We start from the raw sequence: 22,738 nt of genomic DNA on the forward strand, positions 1-22,738 counted from the left end.
TCCCACACTCGAGCACATTGAAGTGCGCCCCAAAAGCTGGACAGCTGTTGGTTAGGCTACAGCGGACCGGGTCCTGTACGCTACAGGGCTCAGTCCGCCAAGCTTCACTTTGATTCGCTTATGGTTGTAGTAATGGATGTACTCATCCAGCCCCGCTTGCAACTGCTCCACGCTTTCAAAGCTTTCCCGATAGTAGAACTCTGACTTCAGCGTGCCGAAGAAACTCTCCATTGTGGCGTTGTCATGGCAGTTTCCTTTGCGTGACATGCTTTGCTCCAGCCCTGCTTTTTCTAGCCTCTCCCGGTACTTTGGATATCGATAGTGCCAGCCTTGATCTGAATGCAGCATTGGCTTGCCGCCCTCAGGTAAGCCTTCAATAGCTTTTTCCAGCATCTCGCCCACCAAGGCATATTGGGGACGTATTGCCGTCTGATAGGCCACGATTTCTCCGTTGTACAAGTCCAAAACTGGGGACAAGTACAGCTTTTTGCCGGCCACTTTGAACTCGGTGACATCCGTCACCCATTTCTGATTCGGTTGCTCAGCCTCGAACTGACGAGCCAAGGTGTTGGGCGACACTTCGCCCATCGGCCCTTTATACGACCTGTATTTCTTAGGCCGCACCGTGCATTTCAGACCCAGCTCCCCCATCAGTCGTCGTACCGTTTTACTGTTGATCAGCGATCTTTCTTTACGTAGTTCTAGCGTCATCCGACGGTAACCAAAGCGGCCCTTATGCTCGTTTTGGATGGTCTGGATAGAAGCTTTGATCGAGGAAAATCGGTCCGCAACGCCCATCGCCTTGAGTTGGTAGTAGTACGTACTTCGCGCAAGGCTCACTAGCTTGAGCAAGTCACGCAAGGGAAAGTGTTGCTTAAGCTCACTGACTAATCGGGCTTTTTCTTCTGTTCTTTCTCCCGCCTCATCACCGCCTCGCCTAACTCCCCAAGCTTTTTTAGATAAGCGTTCTCCATCCGTAGGTATTGGAGCTCATCAAGTAACGTCTTGTGCTCAGGCTCAGGGCTGGTGAGTGGGGCAGCGGTTTTGCGTGGTTTAGCAGGTGGTTTAGGCATAGCGGTGCTCAGTCCTCTTTTCCCTGACTCCAGGGCTTCAATACCGCCACTGTAATACTGCTGTTGCCATCTGCCCACCTGAGTGGAATCCCCCAAGTTGAAAAGCGCCGCTGCGCGGCGCAAGGAAAGGGAGTCATCCCACATGCGCCGCAGAACAGAGAACTTGAACAAGGCACTGTAACGCTGGCCGGTACTGCTCAAGCTGGCCTCACCGTGTAATCGATAAGCCTCGACCCAACGACGAAGCAAGGTGGGGTCCATTTGAAATTGAGCGGCGACCCGGCGAAACCCTCGGCCTCGCTCAAGGAAAGCGGTGATGGCAGATAGCTTGAACTGCGTGGTGTACTTGCTCATGAAAACGCCCCAGAAATTGGATGGGTGTCCAACTTCTGGGGCGCACTTCACATTCACAAATCAACATGTGGGAGGGGCTTGCCTCCCGATAAGGTAGGCGCGGTCTAAAACCCTAAACCGGCTTGGCGCCCATCAACCCCGCAATCGCTACAAACCCCGCCAGGCTGACCACTGCCAGGACCAGGGTGAAATTCAGGCTGCCGCCCTCGCCCTTGCGCAGGCGATTGAGGCGCGCCACCAGCCAGAACCAGGCCAGCGCCGCGACGGTGTAGAGGATGCTGGAACCCAGGATCCAGGTCTGCCCCAGCGGCCAGCCGATCAAGTGCGCCAGCCACCAGCCGGTAAACGGCATGCTGAGCAGGCAGACCCCCATCAGCAGCCACACGAACACCCATGGGCGTTGCACGGTAACCACCGGGCCGGCACTGCGTTTGCGCCAGGCCAGCAGTGCCAGGCCCAGGCCGCTGAGCAGCAATAACGCAGTGGCCGCAATGTGGATAACTTTCAGGGTGGTCAGGGTTTCCATGGTTTCGATTCCTTAAAGGCCGCCCAATCAGCGTAGTCGTTCAACCGAGGAACAGTTGGTACGCCGGGTTATCACTTTCATCCCAGTACGGGTAGCCGATGGCTTCAAGGGCTGCAGGCACCAAGTGGCGCTCGTCCGCCGGCACTTGCAAGCCGGCGACCACACGGCCATCAGCCGCGCCATGGTTGCGATAGTGGAACATCGAGATATTCCAGCGCCCGCCCAGCTTATTCAGGAAGTTGAACAGCGCGCCGGGGCGCTCCGGGAACTCGAAGCGCAACACCACTTCATCGCTGACTTTGGCCGCATGCCCGCCAACCATATGGCGGATGTGCAACTTGGCCAGCTCGTTTTCGGTCAGGTCCAGCACCGGAAAGCCCTTGCCGGTGAGGCTGGCGATCAACGCGCTGCGCGGGTCGTTTTCCGGGTGGGTCTGCACGCCGACAAAGATGTGCGCCTCGCTGCCGGAGTGGTAGCGGTAGTTGAATTCGGTGATCTGGCGCTTGCCCACGGCCTCGCAGAACGCTTTGAAGCTGCCCGGTTTTTCCGGGATGGTCACGGCGATAATGGCTTCGCGCCCCTCACCCAACTCAGCGCGCTCGGCCACATGGCGCAGGCGGTCGAAGTTGACGTTGGCCCCCGAGTCGATGGCCACCAGGGTTTGCCCGGTGATGCCACGGGTCTCGACGTACTTCTTGATACCGGCCACGCCCAGCGCGCCGGCCGGCTCGGTGATCGAACGGGTATCGTCGTAGATGTCCTTGATCGCCGCACAGATTTCATCGGTGCTGACGGTGATCACTTCATCCACATAATCCTTGCAGATATCGAAGGTGTACTGGCCGATCTGCGCCACCGCCACGCCATCGGCAAAAATGCCCACGGTCGGCAGTACCACACGTTCGCCCGCCGCCATCGCGGCTTGCAGGCAGTTGGAGTCGTCCGGCTCGACGCCGATGATCTTGATTTCCGGGCGCAGGTATTTCACGTACGCCGCGATACCCGCGATCAGCCCGCCGCCGCCCACCGGAACGAAGATCGCATCCAGCGGCCCTGGGTGCTGGCGCAGGATCTCCATAGCCACAGTGCCCTGCCCGGCAATGGTGTGCGGATCGTCATAGGGGTGGATGTAGACGTAGCCTTTTTCATCGACCAGCTTCAGCGAGTAGGCCAGGGCTTCCGGGAAGGAATCACCGTGCAGCACCACCTTGCCGCCACGGGAGCGCACGCCTTCGACCTTGATCTCCGGGGTGGTCTTGGGCATTACGATAGTGGCCTTGACCCCCAGCACCTTGGCTGCCAGGGCCAGGCCCTGGGCATGGTTGCCGGCCGAGGCGGTGACCACGCCGCGCGCACGCTCTTCGTCCGTCAACTGGGTCAGCTTGTTATACGCACCGCGAATCTTGAATGAGAACACCGGCTGCAAGTCTTCACGCTTGAGCCAGACCTTGTTGCCCAGCCGCTCGGAGAGCTGGCGGGCGGTCTGCAATGGAGTTTCCACGGCAACGTCGTAAACGCGCGAGGTGAGGATCTTTTTGACGTACTGTTCAAGCATCGGAAAGCATCACTGGGCGGGTTGGGCAGGGTCGAGGAGTCTAACCCGGCTTTTGGCCGTACGACCACACGAATCCCGAGGTTTTGTTGGGTTATACTCGCGCCCTCTTTACTCCCCGCCCGTTCCGGAGCCCGCATGACCCAGGATCAACTCAAACAGGCAGTGGCCCAGGCCGCCGTCGATTTAATCCTTCCTAAACTCGACGACAAGAGCATCGTCGGTGTCGGCACCGGCTCCACCGCCAACTGCTTTATCGATGCGCTGGCCAAGCACAAGGGCGCATTCGATGGCGCCGTGGCCAGCTCCGAAGCCACCGCCGCACGCCTCAAGGGCCATGGCATTCCGGTGTACGAGCTCAATACCGTGAGCGACCTGGAGTTCTATGTCGACGGTGCCGATGAAAGCGACGCGCACCTGAACCTGATCAAGGGCGGCGGCGCGGCCCTGACCCGCGAGAAGATCGTCGCGGCCGTGGCCAAGACCTTTATCTGCATCGCCGACGCCAGCAAGCTGGTGCCGGTGCTCGGCGCGTTCCCGCTGCCGGTGGAAGTGATCCCCATGGCCCGCAGCCACGTGGCCCGCGAACTGGTGAAACTGGGCGGCGACCCGGTGTACCGCGAAGGCGTGTTGACCGACAACGGCAACATCATCCTCGACGTGTTCAACATGCAAATCACCAACCCGGTGGAGCTTGAGACTCAGATCAACGCCATCGTCGGCGTGGTCACCAACGGCCTGTTCGCTGCGCGTCCGGCTGATGTGCTGTTGCTGGGCACGCCCGAAGGCGTGAAAACCCTCAAGGCCTGAGAACACCACAAATCCAGTGTGGGAGGGGGCTTGCCCCCGATGGCGGTGTCTAAGTCAAGTAGATGTCGACTGACACATCGCTATCGGGGGCAAGCCCCCTCCCACATTTTTGATCGGCGGTGCCTCAGAGATTGGGTTTCTTGAACACATAGAACAGGTTCGGCTCGCTGACCAGGTACAACGTGCCCTCGTCATCCATGGCGATCCCTTCGGCCTGCGGCACGCGCTTGCCCAGGCCATGGCGCCCTTTGAGCAGCGACAAACTGCTTAATGGCCGCCCATCGATATCCAGCTCCAACACCAGGAACGACTCATCCGACAGCGCCAGCAAATGACCGCTGCGCTCATCGTATTGCAAGCTTGAAAGGTCGCGCACAAACAACCCGGCATCGCGCCTGGGGTTGTTGACCACGTGCACTGAGTAGGTTTTTTCCGGTTTGAAATGGGGAAAGCCGTGGACCTCGTAGATCAGCATCGGGTCGCGCTCCTTGGCGACAAACAGGCGCTTGCCAACCGAGTCATAGGCCAACCCTTCGAACCCCTTGTTGCCGCCGACATGCATGCCCAGGGTCATCTGCTCCGCGTCGGCCGCGTCGAGGAATTGGGTGTCGTCGTCCACATGCACCTTGATCAGGCGTTGCTGGCGCTCATCGCTGATGACGTAGATGTTGTCGCTGATGAACTCCACGGCTTCGGCATCGCCAAACCCCACCAGGGGAATGCGTCGCAGGATCTTGCCCTGCAGGGACAGTTCGATCAGTTCGGCGTTTTTATTGGTGACAGTAAACAGGCTGTTGCGCACCGGGTCGTAGGTGAGCGCTGAAACATCGTCGTCGAGCCCCTCGATCACCTGGGCTTCGAGGGCGACCCGATAATCCGCCAGGCCGATGGAGCGCTCGTCGGCAGGCTGGCGCCACGCTTTCCAGTTGAACCAGGCGCGCTCGAACAGACGAAACTGTTGCGCAAAGACGCCGACGGAAACCAGCGCAATCAACAGCAGGATAAACAATGCAGGTTTGGGGCGGGCAAATCGGCGCATCGGGGCGGGCTCGAAGAAAAACTGGCGAATAGATATCAAGGTCGCCTGAATTTAAACTTAAACGCACCGGACTGTCTGGCGAATGCCGCTCATAGAGACGCATCCGACGTAATCGGTCTGCTATTTCCGCTTCTCGAAGCGATAGAACAGGTTTGGCTCACTGACAAAGTACAGGTTGCCACTCTCGTCCATGGTCACCCCTTCCGCGCGGGGGATGGTGTCTTTCAGGCCATTGAAGCCGCCGAGCAAGGTCATGAAGCTGACCTGCTTGCCCTTCTCGTCCAGTTCCAGCAACAGGTGGGAGTCCGCCGACAGCACCAGCAAGTGCCCGGTACGCGGGTCGACGGCCAGGGCCGAGAGGTTGCGCATGTCCAGCTCGGTGCTGGCCAGCTTTTGCTTGTCGCCGACCAGGGTCTGGCTACCGTCGCTTTTCCAGGTGAACAGCGCCGGCGGTCGTTCTTCACCCAGCACCAGTTGCTGGTTGCGCTTGTCCCAGGTGATGGCTTCAAAGGCTTTGTTCTGGTCTTTGGACGGCCCCAGGTCATAACTGGAGAAGTCCGCCTTGTTCAACGCTGTCGTACCGGCGTCGACCTTGATGATGGTCAGGCTGTGCTGGCGCTCATCCACCACGGCCATCAGGCCGTTTTCCATGACAGTCACACCTTCCGGGTTATTCCAACCGTTGAGCGGCATCTTGCGCAGCACATCGCCTTGCAGGGTCAACTCAACCAGGAACGGGTTCTTGCCCATGACCGAAAACAGGGTTTTGGTCTGCGGGTTATAGGCCAGGTCGGAAGCCTCGTCCTTCTCCATGCCGGGCAGCAACTTGGCGTCGATCACGGCGCGATAGTCCGGTAGCCAGACACTGGCCTCGCGCTCGGCGGGCGATTCAAAACGCTCCACCAACCACAACACACCCCGATTGTCCCAATGCATGGCCCAGGCGATGCCATACACAATGGCCCCGACCAGAAACAGCCAGGAATACCAGCGCAGGGCAAAACGCGAACGTCGCTTGGGCGTCAGGGTAGGCAGGGGCACAGCCATTGGGCGCTTATCCAGAAAGTCAGCATTAGGTGATAGCACAGGCTCGACGAGCCTGCGTGTTCGAGGCTGAGGATTATCCGGATAGCGTGTGAAAAAAATGCAAAACATTGGATTTTGTGGCGGGCGGGCTTGTTGTGGTGAGCGGGCTTGCCCCGCGTTGGGCTGCACAGCAGCCCCAATAAGAGCGCTGCAGTGTGTCAGTCAGCTCCGGGGCTGTGTTTTGGGGCTGCTTCGCAGCCCAACGCGGGGCAAGCCCGCTCGCCACAACAAGCCCGCTCGCCACAAGGATGCGAGAGTTAGCGCAACCCCACACATTTTTACCGCGTTTCGTCAGGCGCTCAGCGAACGCTGCTTTCGAAGCGGTTCACGCCAGACAGTTCCAGCACCAATTCATCACCCACATTCAGCGGGCCTACGCCGGCCGGGGTGCCGGTGAGGATTACATCGCCAGCTTGCAGTGAGAAACAGCCGGCCATGTGCTGGATCATCGGGACGATCGGGTTGAGCATCTGCGCGCTATTGCCGTCCTGGCTCACTTCGCCGTTGATGGTCAGGCGAATGCCGATATCGGCCAGGTCCGGGAACGTACTGCCGACCACGAACGGGGCAATCACCGCCGCGCCGTCGAAGGACTTGGCGATTTCCCACGGCAAGCCCTTGGCTTTGAGCTCAGCCTGCTTGTCCCGCAGGGTCAGGTCCAGGGCCGGGGCGAAGCCGGAGATGGCGTCCAGCACTTCTTCACGGCTGGGCTTGGTCGACAGGGGCTTGCCGATCAGCACGGCGATTTCCGCTTCGTAGTGCACCGAACCGCGTTCGGTCGGAATGCTGAAACCACCTTCCAGCGGCACCACGCAACTGCCCGGCTTGATGAACAACAACGGCTCGGTCGGTACCGGGTTGTCCAGTTCCTTGGCATGTTCGGCGTAGTTACGCCCAATACACACCACTTTACCCACAGGAAAGTGGATGTTGGTGCCGTCGACATACTTGTGCTGGTAGCTCATGAAACGACTCCTTCAGGGGCGGTTAAACAGCGAAGATCTTGCCAGGGTTCATGATCCCTTTCGGGTCGAACACGGCCTTCACGGCCTTCATGTATTCGATTTCAACCGGCGAGCGGCTGTAGGTCAGGTAATCGCGCTTGGTCATGCCCACGCCGTGCTCGGCGGAGATCGAGCCGTTGTACTTCTGAACGGTTTCGAATACCCATTTATTCACGGTGGCGCACTTGGCGAAGAACTCGTCCTTGCTCAGGTTTTCCGGCTTGAGGATGTTCAAGTGCAGGTTGCCGTCGCCGATATGGCCGAACCAGACGATTTCGAAGTCCGGGTAGTGTTCGCCGACGATCGCGTCAATTTCCTTCAAGAACGCCGGCACTTTGGAGACAGTCACCGAGATATCGTTCTTGTAGGGCGTCCAGTGGGAAATGGTCTCCGAGATGTACTCGCGCAGCTTCCACAGGTTGTGCAGTTGGGTTTCGCTCTGGCTCATCACGCCATCCAGCACCCAACCCTGCTCCACGCAGTGCTCGAAGGTTTCCAGGGCATGGTTGGCAACTTCTTCGGTGGTGGCTTCAAATTCCAGCAGCGCATAGAACGGGCATTCGGTTTCGAACGGTGCAGGCACATCGCCACGACCGAGGACTTTGGCCAGGGCCTTGTCGGAGAAAAACTCGAACGCGGTCAGGTCCAGCTTGCTTTGGAAGGCATGCAGCACCGGCATGATCGAATCGAAGTCGGTGGTACCGAGCACCATGGCGGTGAGGTTTTTCGGCGCCCGATCCAGGCGCATGGTGGCTTCGACCACAAAGCCCAGGGTGCCTTCAGCACCGATGAACAGCTGGCGCATGTCGTAGCCGGTGGCGTTCTTGATCAGGTCGCGGTTCAGCTCCAGCACATCGCCCTTGCCGGTGACGACTTTCATGCCGGCCACCCAGTTACGGGTCATGCCGTAGCGAATCACCTTGATCCCGCCGGCATTGGTGCCGATATTGCCGCCAATCTGGCTCGAACCGGACGACGCGAAATCCACCGGGTAGTACAAGCCGTTTTCTTCGGCGACGTTCTGCAATTGCTTGGTGACCACCCCCGGCTGGCACTTGGCGGTGCGGTCGGTGAGGTTCACCTCGAGGATCTGGTTCATATAGTCGAACGAGACGACCACTTCGCCATTGGCCGCGACCGCGGCGGCCGACAGACCGGTACGGCCACCGGACGGCACCAGCGCCACTGTGTGCTCATTGGCCCAGCGGACAATGGCCTGCACCTGCTCGATGGTCTTGGGGAAGACGATGGCGGTGGGGGCGGGAGCGAAGTGCTTGGTCCAATCCTTGCCGTAAGCCTCCAGGGAGTCTGCATCGGTCAGCACTTTGCCGGGCTCAACCAGGGTCTTTAGCTCATCAATCAGGGCAGGATGGGTCATCGACAGAACTCTCGAACAATTCATGGTCATCCTGAGAACGCTTCACGTCGCAGGAATAGGTGTTTAGCGGGGCGCGTATGCTAGCATACCGCCCCCGCAGGACAGAGCCCAAAGGCGTTTCTGCGGTGACGGCTTTCCTGCCGTCCGGGTCAGCTTAAGCGATCCGATTCCCTGCCATTTTTCTCCGGGATACAGGTTTACGCAGATGAGCAAGACTTCTCTCGATAAGAGCAAGATCAAGTTCCTTCTTCTGGAAGGCGTCCACCCATCGGCCGTCGAAGTACTGAAGGCCGCCGGGTACTCCAGCATTGAGTACATCACCAGTTCTCTGCCGGAAGCCCAGCTCAAGGAAAAGATCGCCGACGCGCACTTTATCGGCATTCGCTCCCGCACCCAGCTGACCGAAGAGATCTTCGATCACGCCAAGAAACTCGTGGCGGTCGGCTGTTTCTGCATCGGCACCAACCAGGTCGACCTCAACGCAGCGCGCGAGCGCGGCATCGCGGTGTTCAACGCACCGTACTCCAACACCCGCTCCGTTGCGGAACTGGTGCTGGCCGAGGCGATCCTGCTGTTGCGCGGTATTCCTGAGAAGAACGCCTCCTGCCACCGTGGCGGCTGGATCAAGAGCGCAGCCAACTCCTTCGAAATCCGCGGCAAGAAGCTGGGTATCGTCGGTTACGGCTCGATCGGTACTCAGCTGTCGGTCCTGGCTGAAGGCCTCGGCATGCAGGTGTTCTTCTACGACACCCTGACCAAGCTGCCATTGGGCAACGCCACGCAAGTGTCGAGCCTGACCGAGCTGCTGGGCATGTCCGATATCGTCACCCTGCACGTGCCGGAAACCGCTGAGACCCAGTGGATGATCGGCGAAAAGGAAATCCGCGCAATCAAGAAAGGCGGGATCCTGATCAACGCCGCACGCGGCACCGTGGTCGAGCTGGACGCCCTGGCCGAGGCGATCAAGGACAAGCACCTGATCGGCGCCGCCATCGATGTGTTCCCGGTGGAGCCGCGCTCCAACGACGACATCTTCGAAAGCCCGCTGCGTGGCCTGGACAACGTGATCCTGACCCCGCACATCGGCGGTTCCACCGCTGAAGCCCAGGCCAACATTGGCCTGGAAGTGTCGGAGAAACTGGTCAAGTACAGCGACAACGGTACGTCGGTCTCGTCCGTCAACTTCCCGGAAGTGGCCCTGCCGGCTCACCCTGGCAAGCACCGTCTGCTGCACATCCACCAGAACATCCCTGGCGTGATGATGGAGATCAACAAGGTCTTCGCGGAAAACGGCATCAACATCTCCGGTCAGTTCCTGCAGACCAACGAGAAGGTTGGCTACGTGGTGATCGACGTCGACGCCGAGTACTCGGACCTGGCGCAAGAGAAGCTGCAGCACATCAACGGCACCATCCGTAGCCGCGTGCTGTTCTAAGGTTTCAACCGCACCACGAAAAAGGGAGCCCCTCGGGACTCCCTTTTTTGCATCTGAACAAATCTTACTTGACGTTAACCGTGATTACTTTCGAGGCTACAGTGGGCTCGAACTGGTGGTGCACGTTATCGCCTGCCACCAGTTGCAAGGTGTGCTTGCCTGGGGCCAGTGTCAGTTCGGTTTCGGTTTGCGCCTTGCCGAAATGGATCGAGGTGGCGGTGGCCGGGATAGCCTCGTCTGCTTTAAGCGCCGTCACGTCCTGGTCGACCAGCAGGTGATGGTGACCGGCACCGGGCACCTGCTTGTCGATCGGTTCCAGGTCCAGCCCCTTCACGCCAAACTTGACGGTGAAGGTCTTGTCGACGGTCGCGCCATCCTTGGGCGAGACAATAAACACCTCAGCGCCCTTGGGGGCGGGTGTACGGGGAACATCAGCAGCACTCGCCAACATCGAAGCACCCAGCATCAGGGAGGCCAGCGTGGCACGGGACAAAAGGGCTTTCATTCGCTTCTCCAGTTTTTCTGTGAAATCTGTAGGGTTATGACAACTTCGCGACAAATTGCTGTCCAAGGCACTCAACACCATAGCAAAGCGATGCTGAACGGCGCCTCGCACATAAAAATTCTCTAGGAGTGACCATGCGCTTTTCGCCTGGCCTGTTACTGCTGCTTCCCCTTCTGAGCCCCCTGGCTCACGCCGAACTGGTCGATGATGTGTTCGATCGTGGCGAACTGCGCATCGCCCTTGAAGCCAATACGCCACCGTTCAACTTCAAGGACGGCGACAAACTCACCGGTTTTGAAGTGGAACTGGGTGAACTGCTGGCAAAGGAAATGGACGTACGCTCCTCGTTCATCACCACCGATGACGCCGACTTGCTGCCAGGGGTGGCAACCGGCAAGTACGACGTGGCCATTAACCATATCGCTAAGACTGCCGACCTTGAGGATCAGTTCGATTTCAGTGAGGTTTATCGCGAGAAGCCCGATTTGGTGATCCCGTTCCAAAAGGGTAACCCCGCGTTCAAGACGAGCCTGGACGGCGCGCTGAAACGGGTGAAGGAGGATGGCCGGTTAAAGGCGCTGTCGCAGAAGTGGTTTGACGCAGAAGCACCGACTACAGCTGCGCCAGTGCCTGCGCAGCCTCAGGCAACTCCAGCTCACTGAACACCTGCACACCGTGGCGTTTGAGCAGCGCCGCGGTTACGCCCTCGCCCTTCACTTTCACGCCGGTAAAGGTGCCGTCATAAGTGAGCAGGTTGCCACACGACGGGCTGTTGGCCTTGAGCACGGCGATGCGAATAGCGTGGCGTTGCACCAGCGCCAAGGCCTGGCGGGCGCCGTCGAGAAAGGCGGCGCTGAAATCTTCGCCCTCGGCCGTCAGCACCTGGGCGCGCCCCTCCCACACATCCACACCCTGCCCGCCTGGGATCTCGGCGGCAGGTCGTGGCGTTGGCAAACCACCCGACACTTCCGGGCAGATCGCAACCACACGCCCCTCGGCCTGCCATGCGGCCAACTGGTCAAACGGCCCGCTGGCCCCACCGTCGTAACGCACCTTGTGCCCGAGCAGGCAGCGGCTGACCAGAATCTTTTGCATGCTCAAAACGGCTCATTGCCCCGCCGGCGAAACCAGCCCGTCAGGGACAGGCGCTCACGCGTAGCAGGCAACACTTCGTGGGGTACCTCGCCCGACAGGAACACCACCAGGCAACCGCCGGTGGGCACCACGTCGTATTCGACGCCGTCCTTGAGGTACATGCGCAACTGGCCGCCATGCTCGGGCAGCCAGGCGTCGTTCAAGTAGATCACCGCCGACACCGTGCGCCGATCATCATCGCGAAACCGGTCCAGGTGCTTGAGGTAGAAGGCCCCTGGCGGGTACATCGCGAAGTGGCTTTCGAAATCCTCCAGGCCCAGGAACAGGTTGCGGTTCATCGCCAGGCGCAGGCTGTCCATCAACGCCATATAGTCGCCACAGACCGCCGCGTCGCCCTCTTCCAGCCACTGGATATGGTCGCCGCGAATACCCTCACGAATTTCCTGGGCCGGCCCGCGCCCCACCGCCGCCGGCGACAGCTCACCTTCGGCCGCACGTTTACGGCACTCAGCCGCCAGTTCCAGGGTCAGAGCCTGGGACAGGAAGGCGTTCTGCTGCGACCAGCCTTTCTCGGCCAGGTCGTCGACGATGCGTTGCAGCAGCGGGTGATCAAAGGGTATTTGCATGGCGCGCATAGTATCCATACGCCTATGAATCCGACAGAGCCGCCGAGCGTCTGAATGCACTTTAGTCAGGTGACTGATAGGACTTCTCGACAAATCCTACGCCCGACACGGACAATAGTGGCCGACTGACAGGAGTCCATATGCGTCGTTTGTTTTTTTCCTTGCTGATGTTCTGCGTTTTGCCCGCCTGGGCAGACGGCCATGACCAGTTGTACAAGGTCGCCGGCTGGGCCGAACAACGTGCGCATTTCAATGATGCCCTCAGTGCAGCCCAGCAACGCTACCGCAACAGCCTGCCGCCGGCGGTGTACCAGGCGCTGGTGGACAACAGCAACAGGCGCTTCGCCGCCCAGGCCATGGACCAGCGTGCCGAAGCGCAGTTGCGCCAGCACCTGGCGGACCCCAAGCCGGCCCTGGCGTTCTTCCAATCGCCGCTGGGCCGCAAGATCGTCGCCGCCGAATTGCTCGCCACCCGCCGCGACCAGTTGGCTAAAAATGCCCAGGGCCTGCCGCATGTCGAAGCCGACGCCACCCGCAGCCTGATCATCGGCCACTTGGCCCAAGCCCTGCCCGCCCGTGAAGCCGGTGCGGAAGTCAGCCTGGCAATCGCCGGCGTGGCGGCCGACAGCTTGAGCCAGATGATTCCCGGCCTGTTGGGCGGCGACCAAGCCCAGGGCATGCTGGATGGGCAACGCGAGCGCTTGATGCAACAGATCGGCAATGACCTGAACAACACACTGCTGTACGTCTATCGAGATTTGTCTGACCCGGAGTTGGAAGAATTCGCGACGTTTGCGGAGTCGCCGGAGGGTAAGGCGTATTACCGGGCGGCGCTGGCAGCGGTTCGTGCGGGGCTGGCGGTCGGCCAAAGCACTTCAAGCCTGACGCAGTAGAAAATGTGGGAGGGGGCTTGCCCCCGATGGCAGTGGGTCAGCTACAGATAAGCTGACTGATGCACCGCTATCGGGGGCAAGCCCCCTCCCACATTTGGATTGCGTTATTTCAAATGGTCTGTCAAATACCGGAAGTACTCTTCACGAATCTCCGGAATCTCATTGGCCAGGTGATGCCGGCCACGCGGCAGCATCAACACCTCGGGCTGGTCGAACTTGCCCCGCAGTACCTGCAAGTTGTGCTGCCAATCCACGGTCATGTCTTCCTCTCCCTGCACAATCACCGGCCGCCGTGGGCTGCGCGGTGCGGCTTCGATGCGTTTGATCCAGCGCGCCAGCGCCCCCACCCAGGCGGTTGGCAGCTGGCGCGGCTGAAGCGGGTCGGCCTCCAGGAACGGCTTGAACTGCGGGTCGTTGGTGTTCTCGCTGAAACGCCGGGCGATGCCTTTGACGAACGGGCGCAACAGGTAATAGCTGACCTGCGACCACCCCCACGCACGCGGCCGTACCAGCGGAGACAGCAGGAAGGTCTTGCCTTGGGCCGGGCTGTCGGCCCCGCGGCTGAGCAGGTGGTCGACCACCACCGCGCCGCCGGTGCTTTGCCCGAACAAGTGCCAGGGCTGCGGTAATTGCAGCGCTTGGGCTTGAGCGAACAGTGCCTGCACCACGTCCTGATACACCGCAAAATCATCGATGCTGGCACGCGCGCCGCTGGACAAGCCATGGCCTGGCAAATCGCAGGCGATCACCACAAAGCCCTGGTCCAGCGCCCAGTCCACCACGTGGCGATACAGCCCCATGTGGTCGTAGAAGCCGTGGAACATGAACATCGTCGCCACCGGTGCGGGCGGCCACCATACCTGGGCCACCACCTGGAACCCATCGACCTCGAAACGTCCCAGCCGGCTCACTGCCGGCACTTTGCGTGCGGCCAGGTCCAGGCCGTAGAAACGCTGGTAGACCCGCGCCTCGGCGCTGAGCGGCTGCGCATCCACCAGGGGTCGCAAGCTTTCGCGCAGATGATCGGGGTCAAAGGTGACGGGCATAGGAGGTTCCAGACTTGAGGCTTCACGCACTGCGCAGATGAATATCGAGCTGCGATATTCATCTGTCAGGGCAAGCATGGCAAGCTACGCGACCTTCGAGGATAGATCTGAATGCGACAGCCCTACCGCAGTGCCTTATTCGCCAGCCTGCTCCTGATCCTCTGCGTCGGCGTGCTATGGGCCGCCTATGATTGGTTCCAAGGCCGCTACCTGCGCGCCTTCAGCGAACATACGGCGGTCTTTTCCGGCGACGCCCTGCGCCTGCCCGCCGACCTTGCCGGCCCCGGCAACATCCGCCTGGTGCACTTCTGGGACCCGGCCTGCCCGTGCAACGTCGGCAACCAGCAACACCTGGCCGAGCTGATCGAGCACTACGCGCCCCAGGGCGTCGAATTCTACGCCCTGCAAAAAACCGGCAGCCACGGCCAATTGCCCGATAACCTGCGCCAGATGAAAATCCTCACCGCCCTGCCCGGTGCCGACCAGATACCCGCCGTCCCCGCCGTGGGGATCTGGGATCGCACGGGCAAGCTTGCGTATTTCGGGCCTTATAGCGAAGGGCTGACGTGCAATTCCAGCAACAGCTTTATCGAGCCGATCCTCAAGGCTCTTGAAGACGGACGCGCAGTGAATGCCACTCACACCCTGGCGGTGGGCTGCTATTGTTCGTGGCCAACAGGTTCGTAGCCCACTCCCATCTCTTGCTAAGGAATGTTCATGAAGCGCGTCTTGCAGGCTCTCGCGGTTCTGGTGGTGCTGATCGCTCTCGGCGCCGGCGGGTACGTCTACAGCAAACTGCCCACCCGCCAGGGCACGGTTGAGCTGGCGCACCTGCAAGGCTCGGTCACCGTGCGCTACGACGACCGTGGCGTGCCGCATATCCGCGCCGAGAACGAGACCGACCTGTACCGCGCCCTGGGCTATGTGCAGGCCCAGGACCGGCTGTTCCAGATGGAAATCATGCGGCGCCTGGCCCGTGGCGAGCTGGCCGAGGTGCTGGGGCCCAAGCTGCTGGAGACCGACAAGCTGTTTCGCAGCCTGCGCATTCGTGAGCGCGCCCTGAGCTATGTGGAGCATATGGACCGCGAGTCTGCGTCGTGGAAGGCCCTGCAAGCCTATTTGGACGGGATCAATGCGTATCAGGACAGCCACGCCAGCCCGATGGAGTTCGACGTGCTGGGCATTCCCAAGCGCCGGTTCACCGCCGAAGACACCATCAGCGTCGCCGGCTACCTGGCCTACAGCTTTGCCGCCGCGTTTCGTACAGAGCCCTTGCTGACCTATGTACGTGACCAGTTGGGCAGCGATTACCTGAAAGTGTTCGACCTCGACTGGCAACCCAAGGGCGCACTCAACCTGGCCGCCGGCGATTGGCAAACCCTTGGCGCCATCGCCTCCCTGAGCGAACAAGCCTTGGCCGACAACGGCTTGCCGCAGTTCGAAGGCAGCAACGCCTGGGCCATCAGTGGCAACCGCACCAAAAGCGGCAAGCCGTTGCTGGCCGGTGACCCGCATATCCGCTTCTCGGTGCCGTCGGTGTGGTACGAGGCGCAGTTGTCGGCGCCGGGCTTCGAACTGTACGGCTATCACAACGCGCTGGTACCGGTGGCGTTCCTGGGGCACAACCTGGACTTCGGCTGGAGCCTGACCATGTTCCAGAATGATGACCTCGACCTGATCGCCGAGAAGGTCAACCCGGACAATTCCAACCAGGTCTGGTACCACGACCAGTGGGTCGACATGACCAGCAGCGAGCAACAGATCGCGGTGAAAGGCCAGGCACCGGTCACGGTCACCCTGCGCCAGTCGCCCCATGGCCCGATCATCAATGACGTGCTTGGCGACAATGCCGGCAAGACGCCGATTGCCATGTGGTGGGCGTTCCTCGACACCGAGAACCCGATCCTCGAAGGTTTCTACCAGCTCAACCGCGCCGACACCCTGGCCAAGGCGCGCGCGGCTGCATCCAAGGTTTCCGCGCCGGGGCTGAATATCGTGTGGGCCAATGCCAAGGGCGATATCGGCTGGTGGGCGGCGGCACAGTTGCCGATCCGCCCGGCCGGTGTCAACGCCGGGTTTATCCTCGACGGTAGCAGCGCCCAGGCCGACAAGCTGGGTTTCTACCCCTTCAGCGCCAACCCCCAGGAAGAAAACCCCGCGCGTGGCTATGTGGTGTCGGCCAACGCCCAGCCGGTATCGCCCACGGGCATGGAGATCCCCGGTTATTACAACCTGGCCGACCGGGGCCAACAGTTGAACGCGCAGTTGAGCGACAAGAGCGTGAAGTGGGATGTGAACAACAGCCAGGCCTTGCAACTGGGCACCACCACCGCCTACGGCCCGCGCCTGCTGGCGCCGCTGCTGCCGGTGCTGCGCGAGGTGGTCAAGGACCCGGCGCAATTGAAGTTGGTGGAACAGCTTGCCAGCTGGAAAGGCGACTACCCGCTGGACTCCACCAGCGCCACGCTGTTCAACCAGTTCCTGTTCAACCTGGCCGATGCCACCTTCCACCCGAAACTGGGCGACGGCATGTTCAAGACCCTGCTCGGCACCCGCGTGATCGACGCCGCCTTGCCACGCCTGGCCGCATCGGCGGATTCACCCTGGTGGGACGGCAAGCGCGCCGACCTCGTCAAACTGGCCTGGGACAACAGCCTGGCGCACCTCAAGACCACCTTCGGCGATGACCCGGCTCAGTGGCAGTGGGGCAAGGCCCATACCCTGACCCACAGCCATCCACTGGGCTCGCAAAAGCCATTGGACTTGATCGTCAACGTCGGCCCCTTCCCGGCGCCCGGCACCCACGAAGTGCCGAACAACCAGTCGGCCGCCATCGGCCCGGCGCCATGGCCAGTGACCTACGGCCCATCAACCCGCCGCCTGATCGACTTCGCTGACCCGGCCCACGCCCTGACCATCAACCCGGTGGGGCAAAGCGGCGTGCCGTTCGACAAGCACTACAGCGATCAAGCGGAAACCTATATCGAAGGGGGTTACGAGCAGGCGCATTTCAGTGATGAGGAAGTCACGGCCAATACGCGCGGTACGCTGAAGCTATTGCCCGCTCGATAACGGCCTGAAACGCGATCAAACCTGTGGGAGGTCCCGCTAAAAGCGCCGTCGCCCAGCAAACTGGCCCCCTGTGGCAAGCGGGCTTGCCCTTTGTAGGAGCGAGGGGGACGCCTAGTTCTTGCTCGCGAAAAACGTCAACGATAACGCGTGTTTCCTGAATCAACGCGGCGCCTGTGAGTTCTTCGCGAGCAAGAACTAGGCGTCCCCCTCGCTCCTACAGAAGGCGATGTACGCCACAAAAAATGCCGTCGTTTAATACAGCCCTTCCCATGGTGTGTTCCGTTTAGAGCGGCGCCGCAAAGTTGCGCCGGAACTGTTGCGGCGTCACGCCCAGGCGGCGATTGAACACGCTGCGCATGTGCTGCGCATCGCGAAAACCGCACTGATAGGCCACGGTCTTGAGCGGCGCGGGACTGCTTTCGAGCATCATCCGCGCCGCATCCACCCGCGCCCGCTCGACAAACTCCGCAGGCGTTATCCGCGCTTCACGGGTGAACACCCGAGAGAAATTACGCGCACTCATATTCGCGGCCTTGGCCAGGTCGGCGATGGTCAAGTCACCGGTCAGGTTCGCCAAGACGTACACCTGCACCAGCGCTACCGCCGAGGTGGTTTCGGCATGGGGCGTGAGGAACGGGCTGAACTGTGACTGCCCGCCCGAGCGCTGGGTGAACACCACCAGGCGCTTGGCCACGCTCAGCGCCACCTCCGGGCCATGGTCCTGGGCCAACAGGTACAGCGAGAGGTCGATACCCGCCGTGACGCCAGCCGAGGTGTAGAGGTTGCCGTCTTGCACGTAGAGGCGGTCAGCTTCGACCTGGGCGCGGGGGCACAAACGCGCCAGGCCTGCCGCATCATTCCAATGCGTCGTGACGGTTTTTCCATCCAGCAGCCCGGCGCGCGCCAGCGTGAAGGCGCCGTTGCAGATTGAACCGAAGCGCCGCGCCCGGGCGGTTGCACCACGCAGCCAATCATCGAACGGGGCGCCAAATTCCTCGAAGGGCAATTGCGGGCCACCGGGGACCAGCAGCAGGTCATAGGCTTGCAGGGCTTCGCTGTAGTGCCGGTGGGCCTGCAATGACAAACCGTTGGAGGCAGCCAGGGTGCCGTGGCCCAGCCCGATGACCTCCATCTGGTAGTGATCCTGGGGCGGCAGAAAGCGATTGGCTTCGCAGAACACATCCAGGGGGCCGGTCACATCCAGTGACTGGACGCCGGGGAAGATCAGGATGGCGACGGTCTTGTGCATGCTCACAGACACCTTTTTCTAGCGGAATAAAATGCAAACCCTGTGGGAGGGAGCTTGCTCCCGATGGCGTTGTATCAGTCAGCAGATGCAGTGCCTGGTGCTCAGCTATCGGGGGCAAGCCCCCTCTCACATTTTGATTTTCGCAGGCTTCGAGAGTGATATCGCCCGCTACACCCTAGTCGATTTCCCCTTGGCACGATGTGACGGCAGATTGGCCGGGATCGCCCCCTCGCCACCATGGCCGCTTCACGGGCGCGCGGCCAGACTGGATGCTTTCCAGAGGAGAACCACCATGAGCACCACCATCGCCGGCATCAAGATCCCGGACAGCGCCCTGGCCAAGGCCACCACCGAGTACATCCGCGACATTGAATCCGACCTGCTCTACCACCACTCCCGCCGGGTATTCCTGTTCGGCGCCTTGAGCGGTGAGCGCAGGCAACTGGCCTACAACCCCGAGTTGCTGTACGTCGGTGCGATGTTCCATGACCTGGGCCTGGTGGAAGGCCATCGCAGTGACAACGAGCGTTTCGAAATAGACGGTGCCAACGCAGCGGCGGATTTTCTCAAGCCCTACGGACTGAGCGACGACGATATCGAACAGGTGTGGCTGTCCATCGCCCTACACACCACACCGGGTGTGCCACAGCATCTGCGCCCGACCGTGGCGCTGGTGACGGCTGGCGTGGAAATGGACGTGCTGGGCATGGACTACGCCGCCTTTCCCAGCGTGCAGCGCGAAGCCGTGGTGCATGCGCATCCACGTGGTGAAGGGTTCAAGGAATGCATCATCTGCGCCTTCGCCGACGGCTTGCGCCATCGTCCGCAGACCACGTTTGGCAACGTGAAGACCGATGTGCTGGTGGACCAGGAGCCGGGGTTCAAGCCGATGAATTTTGTCGAGGTGATTCGCCAGTCGCCGTGGTTGGCGTAGCGGAGTTGAAATGCAATCAACTGTGGGAGGGGCGGTGCGACGTTTCGACTTGCCCCCTCCCACATTTTGACCGCGCAGGCTTTTAGACCGGCGCTGGCGCCCGACGCACATCCGGCTGCTGCCAGCCATCCGCCGCTGCTTCTTCGATCGCCTGCTGGATCGCCTTCTTGCGCATTTCTTCGGCACGCCGGCTGAAGAACCACACCAGGAAGGTCACCAGCGATACCGCCAGCAGAATCAGGCTGGCCACGGCGTTGATCTCGGGTTTAACCCCCAGGCGCACTGCCGAGAACACTTCCATCGGCAAGGTGGTCGAACCCGGGCCCGACACGAAGCTGGCCAGTACCAGGTCATCCAGGGACAGCGCGAACGACATCATCCCACCGGCCGCCAACGACGGCGCGATCATCGGGATGGTGATCAGGAAGAACACCTTCCACGGCCGCGCCCCCAGGTCCATCGCCGCTTCTTCGATCGACAGGTCCAGTTCACGCAGGCGCGCCGACACCACCACCGCCACATAGGCCGCGCAGAACGTGGTGTGGGCGATCCAGATGGTGACAATGCCACGCTCCTGGGGCCAGCCGATCATCTGCGCCATCGCCACGAACAGCAGCAACAGCGACAGACCGGTGATCACTTCCGGCATCACCAACGGTGCAGTCACCAGGCCGCCGAACAGCGTACGGCCTTTGAACTGACTGATGCGCGTCAAGACGAACGCGGCCAAGGTGCCCAGCGCCACCGCCGCCACCGCCGTGTAGCAGGCGATTTCCAGGGAGCGCGCCACCGAGCCCATCAACTGGGTGTTGTCCAGCAGGCCCACGTACCACTTGATCGACCAACCGCCCCACACTGTCACCAGCTTGGATTCGTTGAACGAGTAGATCACCAGAATCAGCATCGGCAGGTAGATGAACAACAACCCCGCCACCAGCATGAAGCTTGAGAAACTGACGCGCTTCATATCTTGCCCTCCATCTCTTTGGCTTGGCTGCGGTTAAACAGGATGATCGGCACGATCAGGATCGCCAGCATCACCACCGCCAGGGCAGAGGCCACCGGCCAGTCACGGTTGTTGAAGAATTCTTGCCACAACACTTTACCGATCATCAGGGTTTCCGGGCCGCCAAGCAGTTCCGGGATCACGAACTCGCCCACTACCGGAATGAAGACCAGCATGCAGCCGGCGATGATGCCGTTCTTGGACAGCGGCACGGTGATCTTCCAGAAGCTGTTGAACCTGCTCGACCCGAGGTCTGACGCGGCTTCCAACAGGCTCTGGTCATGCTTCACCAGGTTGGCGTACAGCGGCAGGATCATGAACGGCAGGTACGAATAGACCACGCCGATATACACCGCGATGTTGGTGTTGAGGATCTGCAACGGTTCGTTGATCAGGCCCATGGACATCAGGAAGCCATTGAGCAAGCCGTTGTTGCTGAGAATGCCCATCCACGCATACACGCGGATCAGGATCGCGGTCCAGGTCGGCATCATGATCAGCAGCACCAGTACGGTCTGCATCTCCTTGCGCGCACTGGCAATCGCATAGGCCATCGGGTAGCCGATCACCAGGCAGAGGATGGTGCTGAAAAACGCCATCTTCAGCGAGCCCAGGTACGCGGCGATGTACAACTCGTCATCGCCGAGCATCGCGTAGTTGGCCAGGTTCAGCACCAACTGCAACTTCTGCTCTACGAAGGTGTAGATCTCGGTGTATGGCGGGATCGCCACGTCGGCTTCGGCAAAGCTGATCTTCAGGACGATGAAGAACGGCAGCATGAAGAACAGGAACAGCCAGAGGAAAGGGATCCCGATGACCACATGCCGGCCACCGGGGGTTATTCGTTGCAGCTGGCGCTTGAACTTTTTCATATTCATGAGCGAAGTACCACGCCGCTGTCGTCTTCCCACCATACGTACACCTGGTCACCCCAGGTCGGACGCTGGCCACGGCGCTCTGCGTTGGCAACGAAGGACTGCACCAGCTTGCCGCTCGGCAGCTCGACGTAGAACACCGAGTGGCCACCCAGGTAGGCGATATCGTGCACCTTGCCGCTGGACCAGTTGTGCTCGCAGGTCGGCATTTCGGTGGTCACCAGCAGTTTTTCCGGGCGGATGGCGTAGGTCACCGACTTGTCTTCGACCGCTGTGGCGATGCCGTAGCCCACGTAGATGTCGCGGTCCAGGTCCGGGCACTTGAGTACCGCGTGGCCTTCGGCGTCGTCCACCACCTGGGTGTCGAAGATGTTGACGTTGCCGATGAATTCGCACACCAGGCGGCTGGTGGGGGTCTCGTAGATGTCGACCGGGCTGCCGATCTGGGCGATCCAGCCCAGGTGCATGATTGCGATGCGCTCGGCCATGGTCATGGCCTCTTCCTGATCGTGGGTCACCATGACGCAGGTCACGCCGACACGCTCGATGATTTCCACCAGTTCCAGTTGCATCTGCGAACGCAGTTTCTTGTCGAGTGCGCCCATCGGCTCATCGAGCAGCAGCAGTTTCGGGCGCTTGGCCAGGGAACGGGCCAGGGCCACGCGCTGACGCTGGCCGCCGGACAACTGGTGCGGCTTGCGCTTGGCGAACTGGCTCATCTGTACCAGCTTGAGCATCTCGGCCACGCGCGCATCCACTTCGGCCTTGGGGATCTTGTCCTGCTGCAGGCCGAACGCGATGTTCTGCGCCACGGTCATGTGCGGGAACAAGGCGTAGGACTGGAACATCATGTTGATCGGCCGCTCGTAGGGCGGCATATCAGTGATGTCCACGCCGTCGAGGTAGATGCGACCTTCGGTGGGGCGCTCAAAGCCTGCGAGCATGCGCAGCAAGGTGGATTTGCCCGAACCCGAACCGCCGAGCAAGGCGAATATCTCACCTTTCTTGATTTCCAGGGACACATCGTCCACGGCAATCGTCTCGTCGAACTTCTTCGTGACCCGGTCGATTTTGACCAGCACCTTTTTCGGTGTCTGGTCGCCCTCGAGGGCTTTCTTATAGGCGCCGGAGGCAACTGCCATTTACGAAACTCCCAAAAAAAAGAGTGCAGTTCGCCCGA

General features: G+C 60.8%; 21 protein-coding genes and 1 pseudogene. 7 read left to right on the forward strand and 15 right to left on the reverse strand.

Going from position 1 to position 22,738, the window contains the following annotated elements; translation table 11 throughout:
• Positions 1 to 51 precede the first annotated feature (51 nt).
• The 3 genes and pseudogenes from P2T68_RS34460 to ilvA all read right to left on the reverse strand — a co-directional run bounded on the left by P2T68_RS34460 (position 52) and on the right by ilvA (position 3,508).
• Positions 52 to 1,427, reverse strand: a pseudogene (locus P2T68_RS34460) (IS3 family transposase).
• Positions 1,428 to 1,539: 112 nt separating this feature from the next.
• Positions 1,540 to 1,953, reverse strand: a complete 414-nt coding sequence (locus P2T68_RS34465) for a DUF2269 family protein (protein WP_277378871.1) — start codon at positions 1,951 to 1,953, stop codon at positions 1,540 to 1,542.
• A gap of 40 nt (positions 1,954 to 1,993) precedes the next feature.
• Positions 1,994 to 3,508, reverse strand: a complete 1,515-nt coding sequence (gene ilvA, locus P2T68_RS34470) for a threonine ammonia-lyase, biosynthetic (RefSeq protein WP_024077954.1) — start codon at positions 3,506 to 3,508, stop codon at positions 1,994 to 1,996.
• Between the two features lie 135 nt (positions 3,509 to 3,643).
• On the opposite strand from ilvA, the gene rpiA reads away from it, so the two are divergent.
• A complete protein-coding gene (gene rpiA / locus P2T68_RS34475; RefSeq protein WP_024077955.1) occupies positions 3,644 to 4,315 on the forward strand; it encodes a ribose-5-phosphate isomerase RpiA in 672 nt (223 codons plus the stop codon).
• A gap of 124 nt (positions 4,316 to 4,439) precedes the next feature.
• Here rpiA and P2T68_RS34480 read toward each other — a convergent pair whose 3' ends face one another.
• The 4 genes from P2T68_RS34480 to P2T68_RS34495 all read right to left on the reverse strand — a co-directional run bounded on the left by P2T68_RS34480 (position 4,440) and on the right by P2T68_RS34495 (position 8,822).
• The gene (locus P2T68_RS34480) at positions 4,440 to 5,354 is read right to left on the reverse strand and encodes an SdiA-regulated domain-containing protein (RefSeq protein WP_024077956.1); all 915 of its coding nucleotides are present in this window, start codon (positions 5,352 to 5,354) and stop codon (positions 4,440 to 4,442) included.
• Between the two features lie 120 nt (positions 5,355 to 5,474).
• Positions 5,475 to 6,401 carry an SdiA-regulated domain-containing protein gene (locus P2T68_RS34485; RefSeq protein WP_024077957.1) on the reverse strand — a complete coding sequence of 309 codons (927 nt, stop codon included), beginning with the start codon at positions 6,399 to 6,401 and terminating at the stop codon, positions 5,475 to 5,477.
• Positions 6,402 to 6,739: 338 nt separating this feature from the next.
• Entirely contained in the window at positions 6,740 to 7,405 is a 666-nt protein-coding gene (locus tag P2T68_RS34490; RefSeq protein WP_277378872.1) for a fumarylacetoacetate hydrolase family protein, read from the reverse strand.
• A 22-nt stretch (positions 7,406 to 7,427) separates the two neighbouring features.
• The gene (locus tag P2T68_RS34495; RefSeq protein WP_024077959.1) at positions 7,428 to 8,822 is read right to left on the reverse strand and encodes an FAD-binding oxidoreductase; all 1,395 of its coding nucleotides are present in this window, start codon (positions 8,820 to 8,822) and stop codon (positions 7,428 to 7,430) included.
• Positions 8,823 to 9,027: 205 nt separating this feature from the next.
• Here P2T68_RS34495 and serA point away from each other — a divergent pair, with 205 nt between their 5' ends.
• Entirely contained in the window at positions 9,028 to 10,257 is a 1,230-nt protein-coding gene (gene serA / locus P2T68_RS34500) for a phosphoglycerate dehydrogenase (protein ID WP_024077960.1), read from the forward strand.
• Positions 10,258 to 10,321: 64 nt separating this feature from the next.
• Here serA and P2T68_RS34505 read toward each other — a convergent pair whose 3' ends face one another.
• Positions 10,322 to 10,762: a DUF4399 domain-containing protein gene (locus tag P2T68_RS34505; protein WP_024077961.1), complete on the reverse strand. Its 441-nt coding sequence runs from the start codon at positions 10,760 to 10,762 to the stop codon at positions 10,322 to 10,324.
• Positions 10,763 to 10,896: 134 nt separating this feature from the next.
• On the opposite strand from P2T68_RS34505, the gene P2T68_RS34510 reads away from it, so the two are divergent.
• Entirely contained in the window at positions 10,897 to 11,424 is a 528-nt protein-coding gene (locus P2T68_RS34510) for a transporter substrate-binding domain-containing protein (protein ID WP_024077962.1), read from the forward strand.
• Here the strand turns inward: P2T68_RS34510 and P2T68_RS34515 are convergent.
• Both P2T68_RS34515 and P2T68_RS34520 read right to left on the reverse strand, forming a co-directional pair.
• Positions 11,375 to 11,857: a DUF523 domain-containing protein gene (locus P2T68_RS34515; protein ID WP_024077963.1), complete on the reverse strand. Its 483-nt coding sequence runs from the start codon at positions 11,855 to 11,857 to the stop codon at positions 11,375 to 11,377. The two genes, P2T68_RS34510 and P2T68_RS34515, sit on opposite strands and share 50 nt — an antisense overlap.
• Before the next feature lie 2 nt (positions 11,858 to 11,859).
• Positions 11,860 to 12,492 (reverse strand): 2OG-Fe(II) oxygenase, encoded by a 633-nt coding sequence (locus tag P2T68_RS34520; protein ID WP_024077964.1) that lies wholly within the window; start codon positions 12,490 to 12,492, stop codon positions 11,860 to 11,862.
• A gap of 131 nt (positions 12,493 to 12,623) precedes the next feature.
• Here P2T68_RS34520 and P2T68_RS34525 point away from each other — a divergent pair, with 131 nt between their 5' ends.
• On the forward strand, positions 12,624 to 13,376 hold the full coding sequence (locus P2T68_RS34525; RefSeq protein WP_024077965.1) for a DUF2059 domain-containing protein: 753 nt from the start codon (positions 12,624 to 12,626) through the stop codon (positions 13,374 to 13,376).
• Positions 13,377 to 13,480: 104 nt separating this feature from the next.
• Here the strand turns inward: P2T68_RS34525 and P2T68_RS34530 are convergent, their stop codons facing one another.
• Positions 13,481 to 14,422, reverse strand: coding sequence for an alpha/beta hydrolase (locus tag P2T68_RS34530; protein ID WP_024077966.1), 942 nt, complete (start codon positions 14,420 to 14,422; stop codon positions 13,481 to 13,483).
• A 111-nt stretch (positions 14,423 to 14,533) separates the two neighbouring features.
• On the opposite strand from P2T68_RS34530, the gene P2T68_RS34535 reads away from it, so the two are divergent.
• Both P2T68_RS34535 and P2T68_RS34540 read left to right on the forward strand, forming a co-directional pair.
• Entirely contained in the window at positions 14,534 to 15,109 is a 576-nt protein-coding gene (locus P2T68_RS34535; RefSeq protein WP_102625495.1) for a DUF6436 domain-containing protein, read from the forward strand.
• Between the two features lie 30 nt (positions 15,110 to 15,139).
• A complete protein-coding gene (locus P2T68_RS34540) occupies positions 15,140 to 17,494 on the forward strand; it encodes a penicillin acylase family protein (RefSeq protein WP_277378873.1) in 2,355 nt (784 codons plus the stop codon).
• Positions 17,495 to 17,777: 283 nt separating this feature from the next.
• Here the strand turns inward: P2T68_RS34540 and P2T68_RS34545 are convergent, their stop codons facing one another.
• Complete coding sequence (locus P2T68_RS34545; RefSeq protein WP_150095207.1) at positions 17,778 to 18,743, reverse strand: GlxA family transcriptional regulator; 966 nt, start codon at positions 18,741 to 18,743, stop codon at positions 17,778 to 17,780.
• Positions 18,744 to 19,035: 292 nt separating this feature from the next.
• On the opposite strand from P2T68_RS34545, the gene P2T68_RS34550 reads away from it, so the two are divergent.
• Positions 19,036 to 19,677, forward strand: a complete 642-nt coding sequence (locus P2T68_RS34550) for an HD domain-containing protein (protein ID WP_277378874.1) — start codon at positions 19,036 to 19,038, stop codon at positions 19,675 to 19,677.
• A gap of 82 nt (positions 19,678 to 19,759) precedes the next feature.
• Here the strand turns inward: P2T68_RS34550 and P2T68_RS34555 are convergent, their stop codons facing one another.
• The 3 genes from P2T68_RS34555 to potA are packed head-to-tail and all read right to left on the reverse strand — an operon-like array spanning position 19,760 to position 22,700.
• Positions 19,760 to 20,644, reverse strand: a complete 885-nt coding sequence (locus tag P2T68_RS34555; RefSeq protein WP_024077971.1) for an ABC transporter permease subunit — start codon at positions 20,642 to 20,644, stop codon at positions 19,760 to 19,762.
• On the reverse strand, positions 20,641 to 21,561 hold the full coding sequence (locus tag P2T68_RS34560) for an ABC transporter permease subunit (RefSeq protein ID WP_277378875.1): 921 nt from the start codon (positions 21,559 to 21,561) through the stop codon (positions 20,641 to 20,643). Before P2T68_RS34560 ends, P2T68_RS34555 begins: the two co-directional genes overlap by 4 nt.
• Entirely contained in the window at positions 21,558 to 22,700 is a 1,143-nt protein-coding gene (gene potA / locus P2T68_RS34565; RefSeq protein WP_024077973.1) for a polyamine ABC transporter ATP-binding protein, read from the reverse strand. The genes P2T68_RS34560 and potA overlap by 4 nt, the downstream gene beginning before the upstream one ends.
• Positions 22,701 to 22,738 lie beyond the last annotated feature (38 nt).

Source organism: Pseudomonas sp. G11 (assembly GCF_029457515.1).
Taxonomy (GTDB): Bacteria; Pseudomonadota; Gammaproteobacteria; order Pseudomonadales; family Pseudomonadaceae; genus Aquipseudomonas; species Aquipseudomonas gorinensis.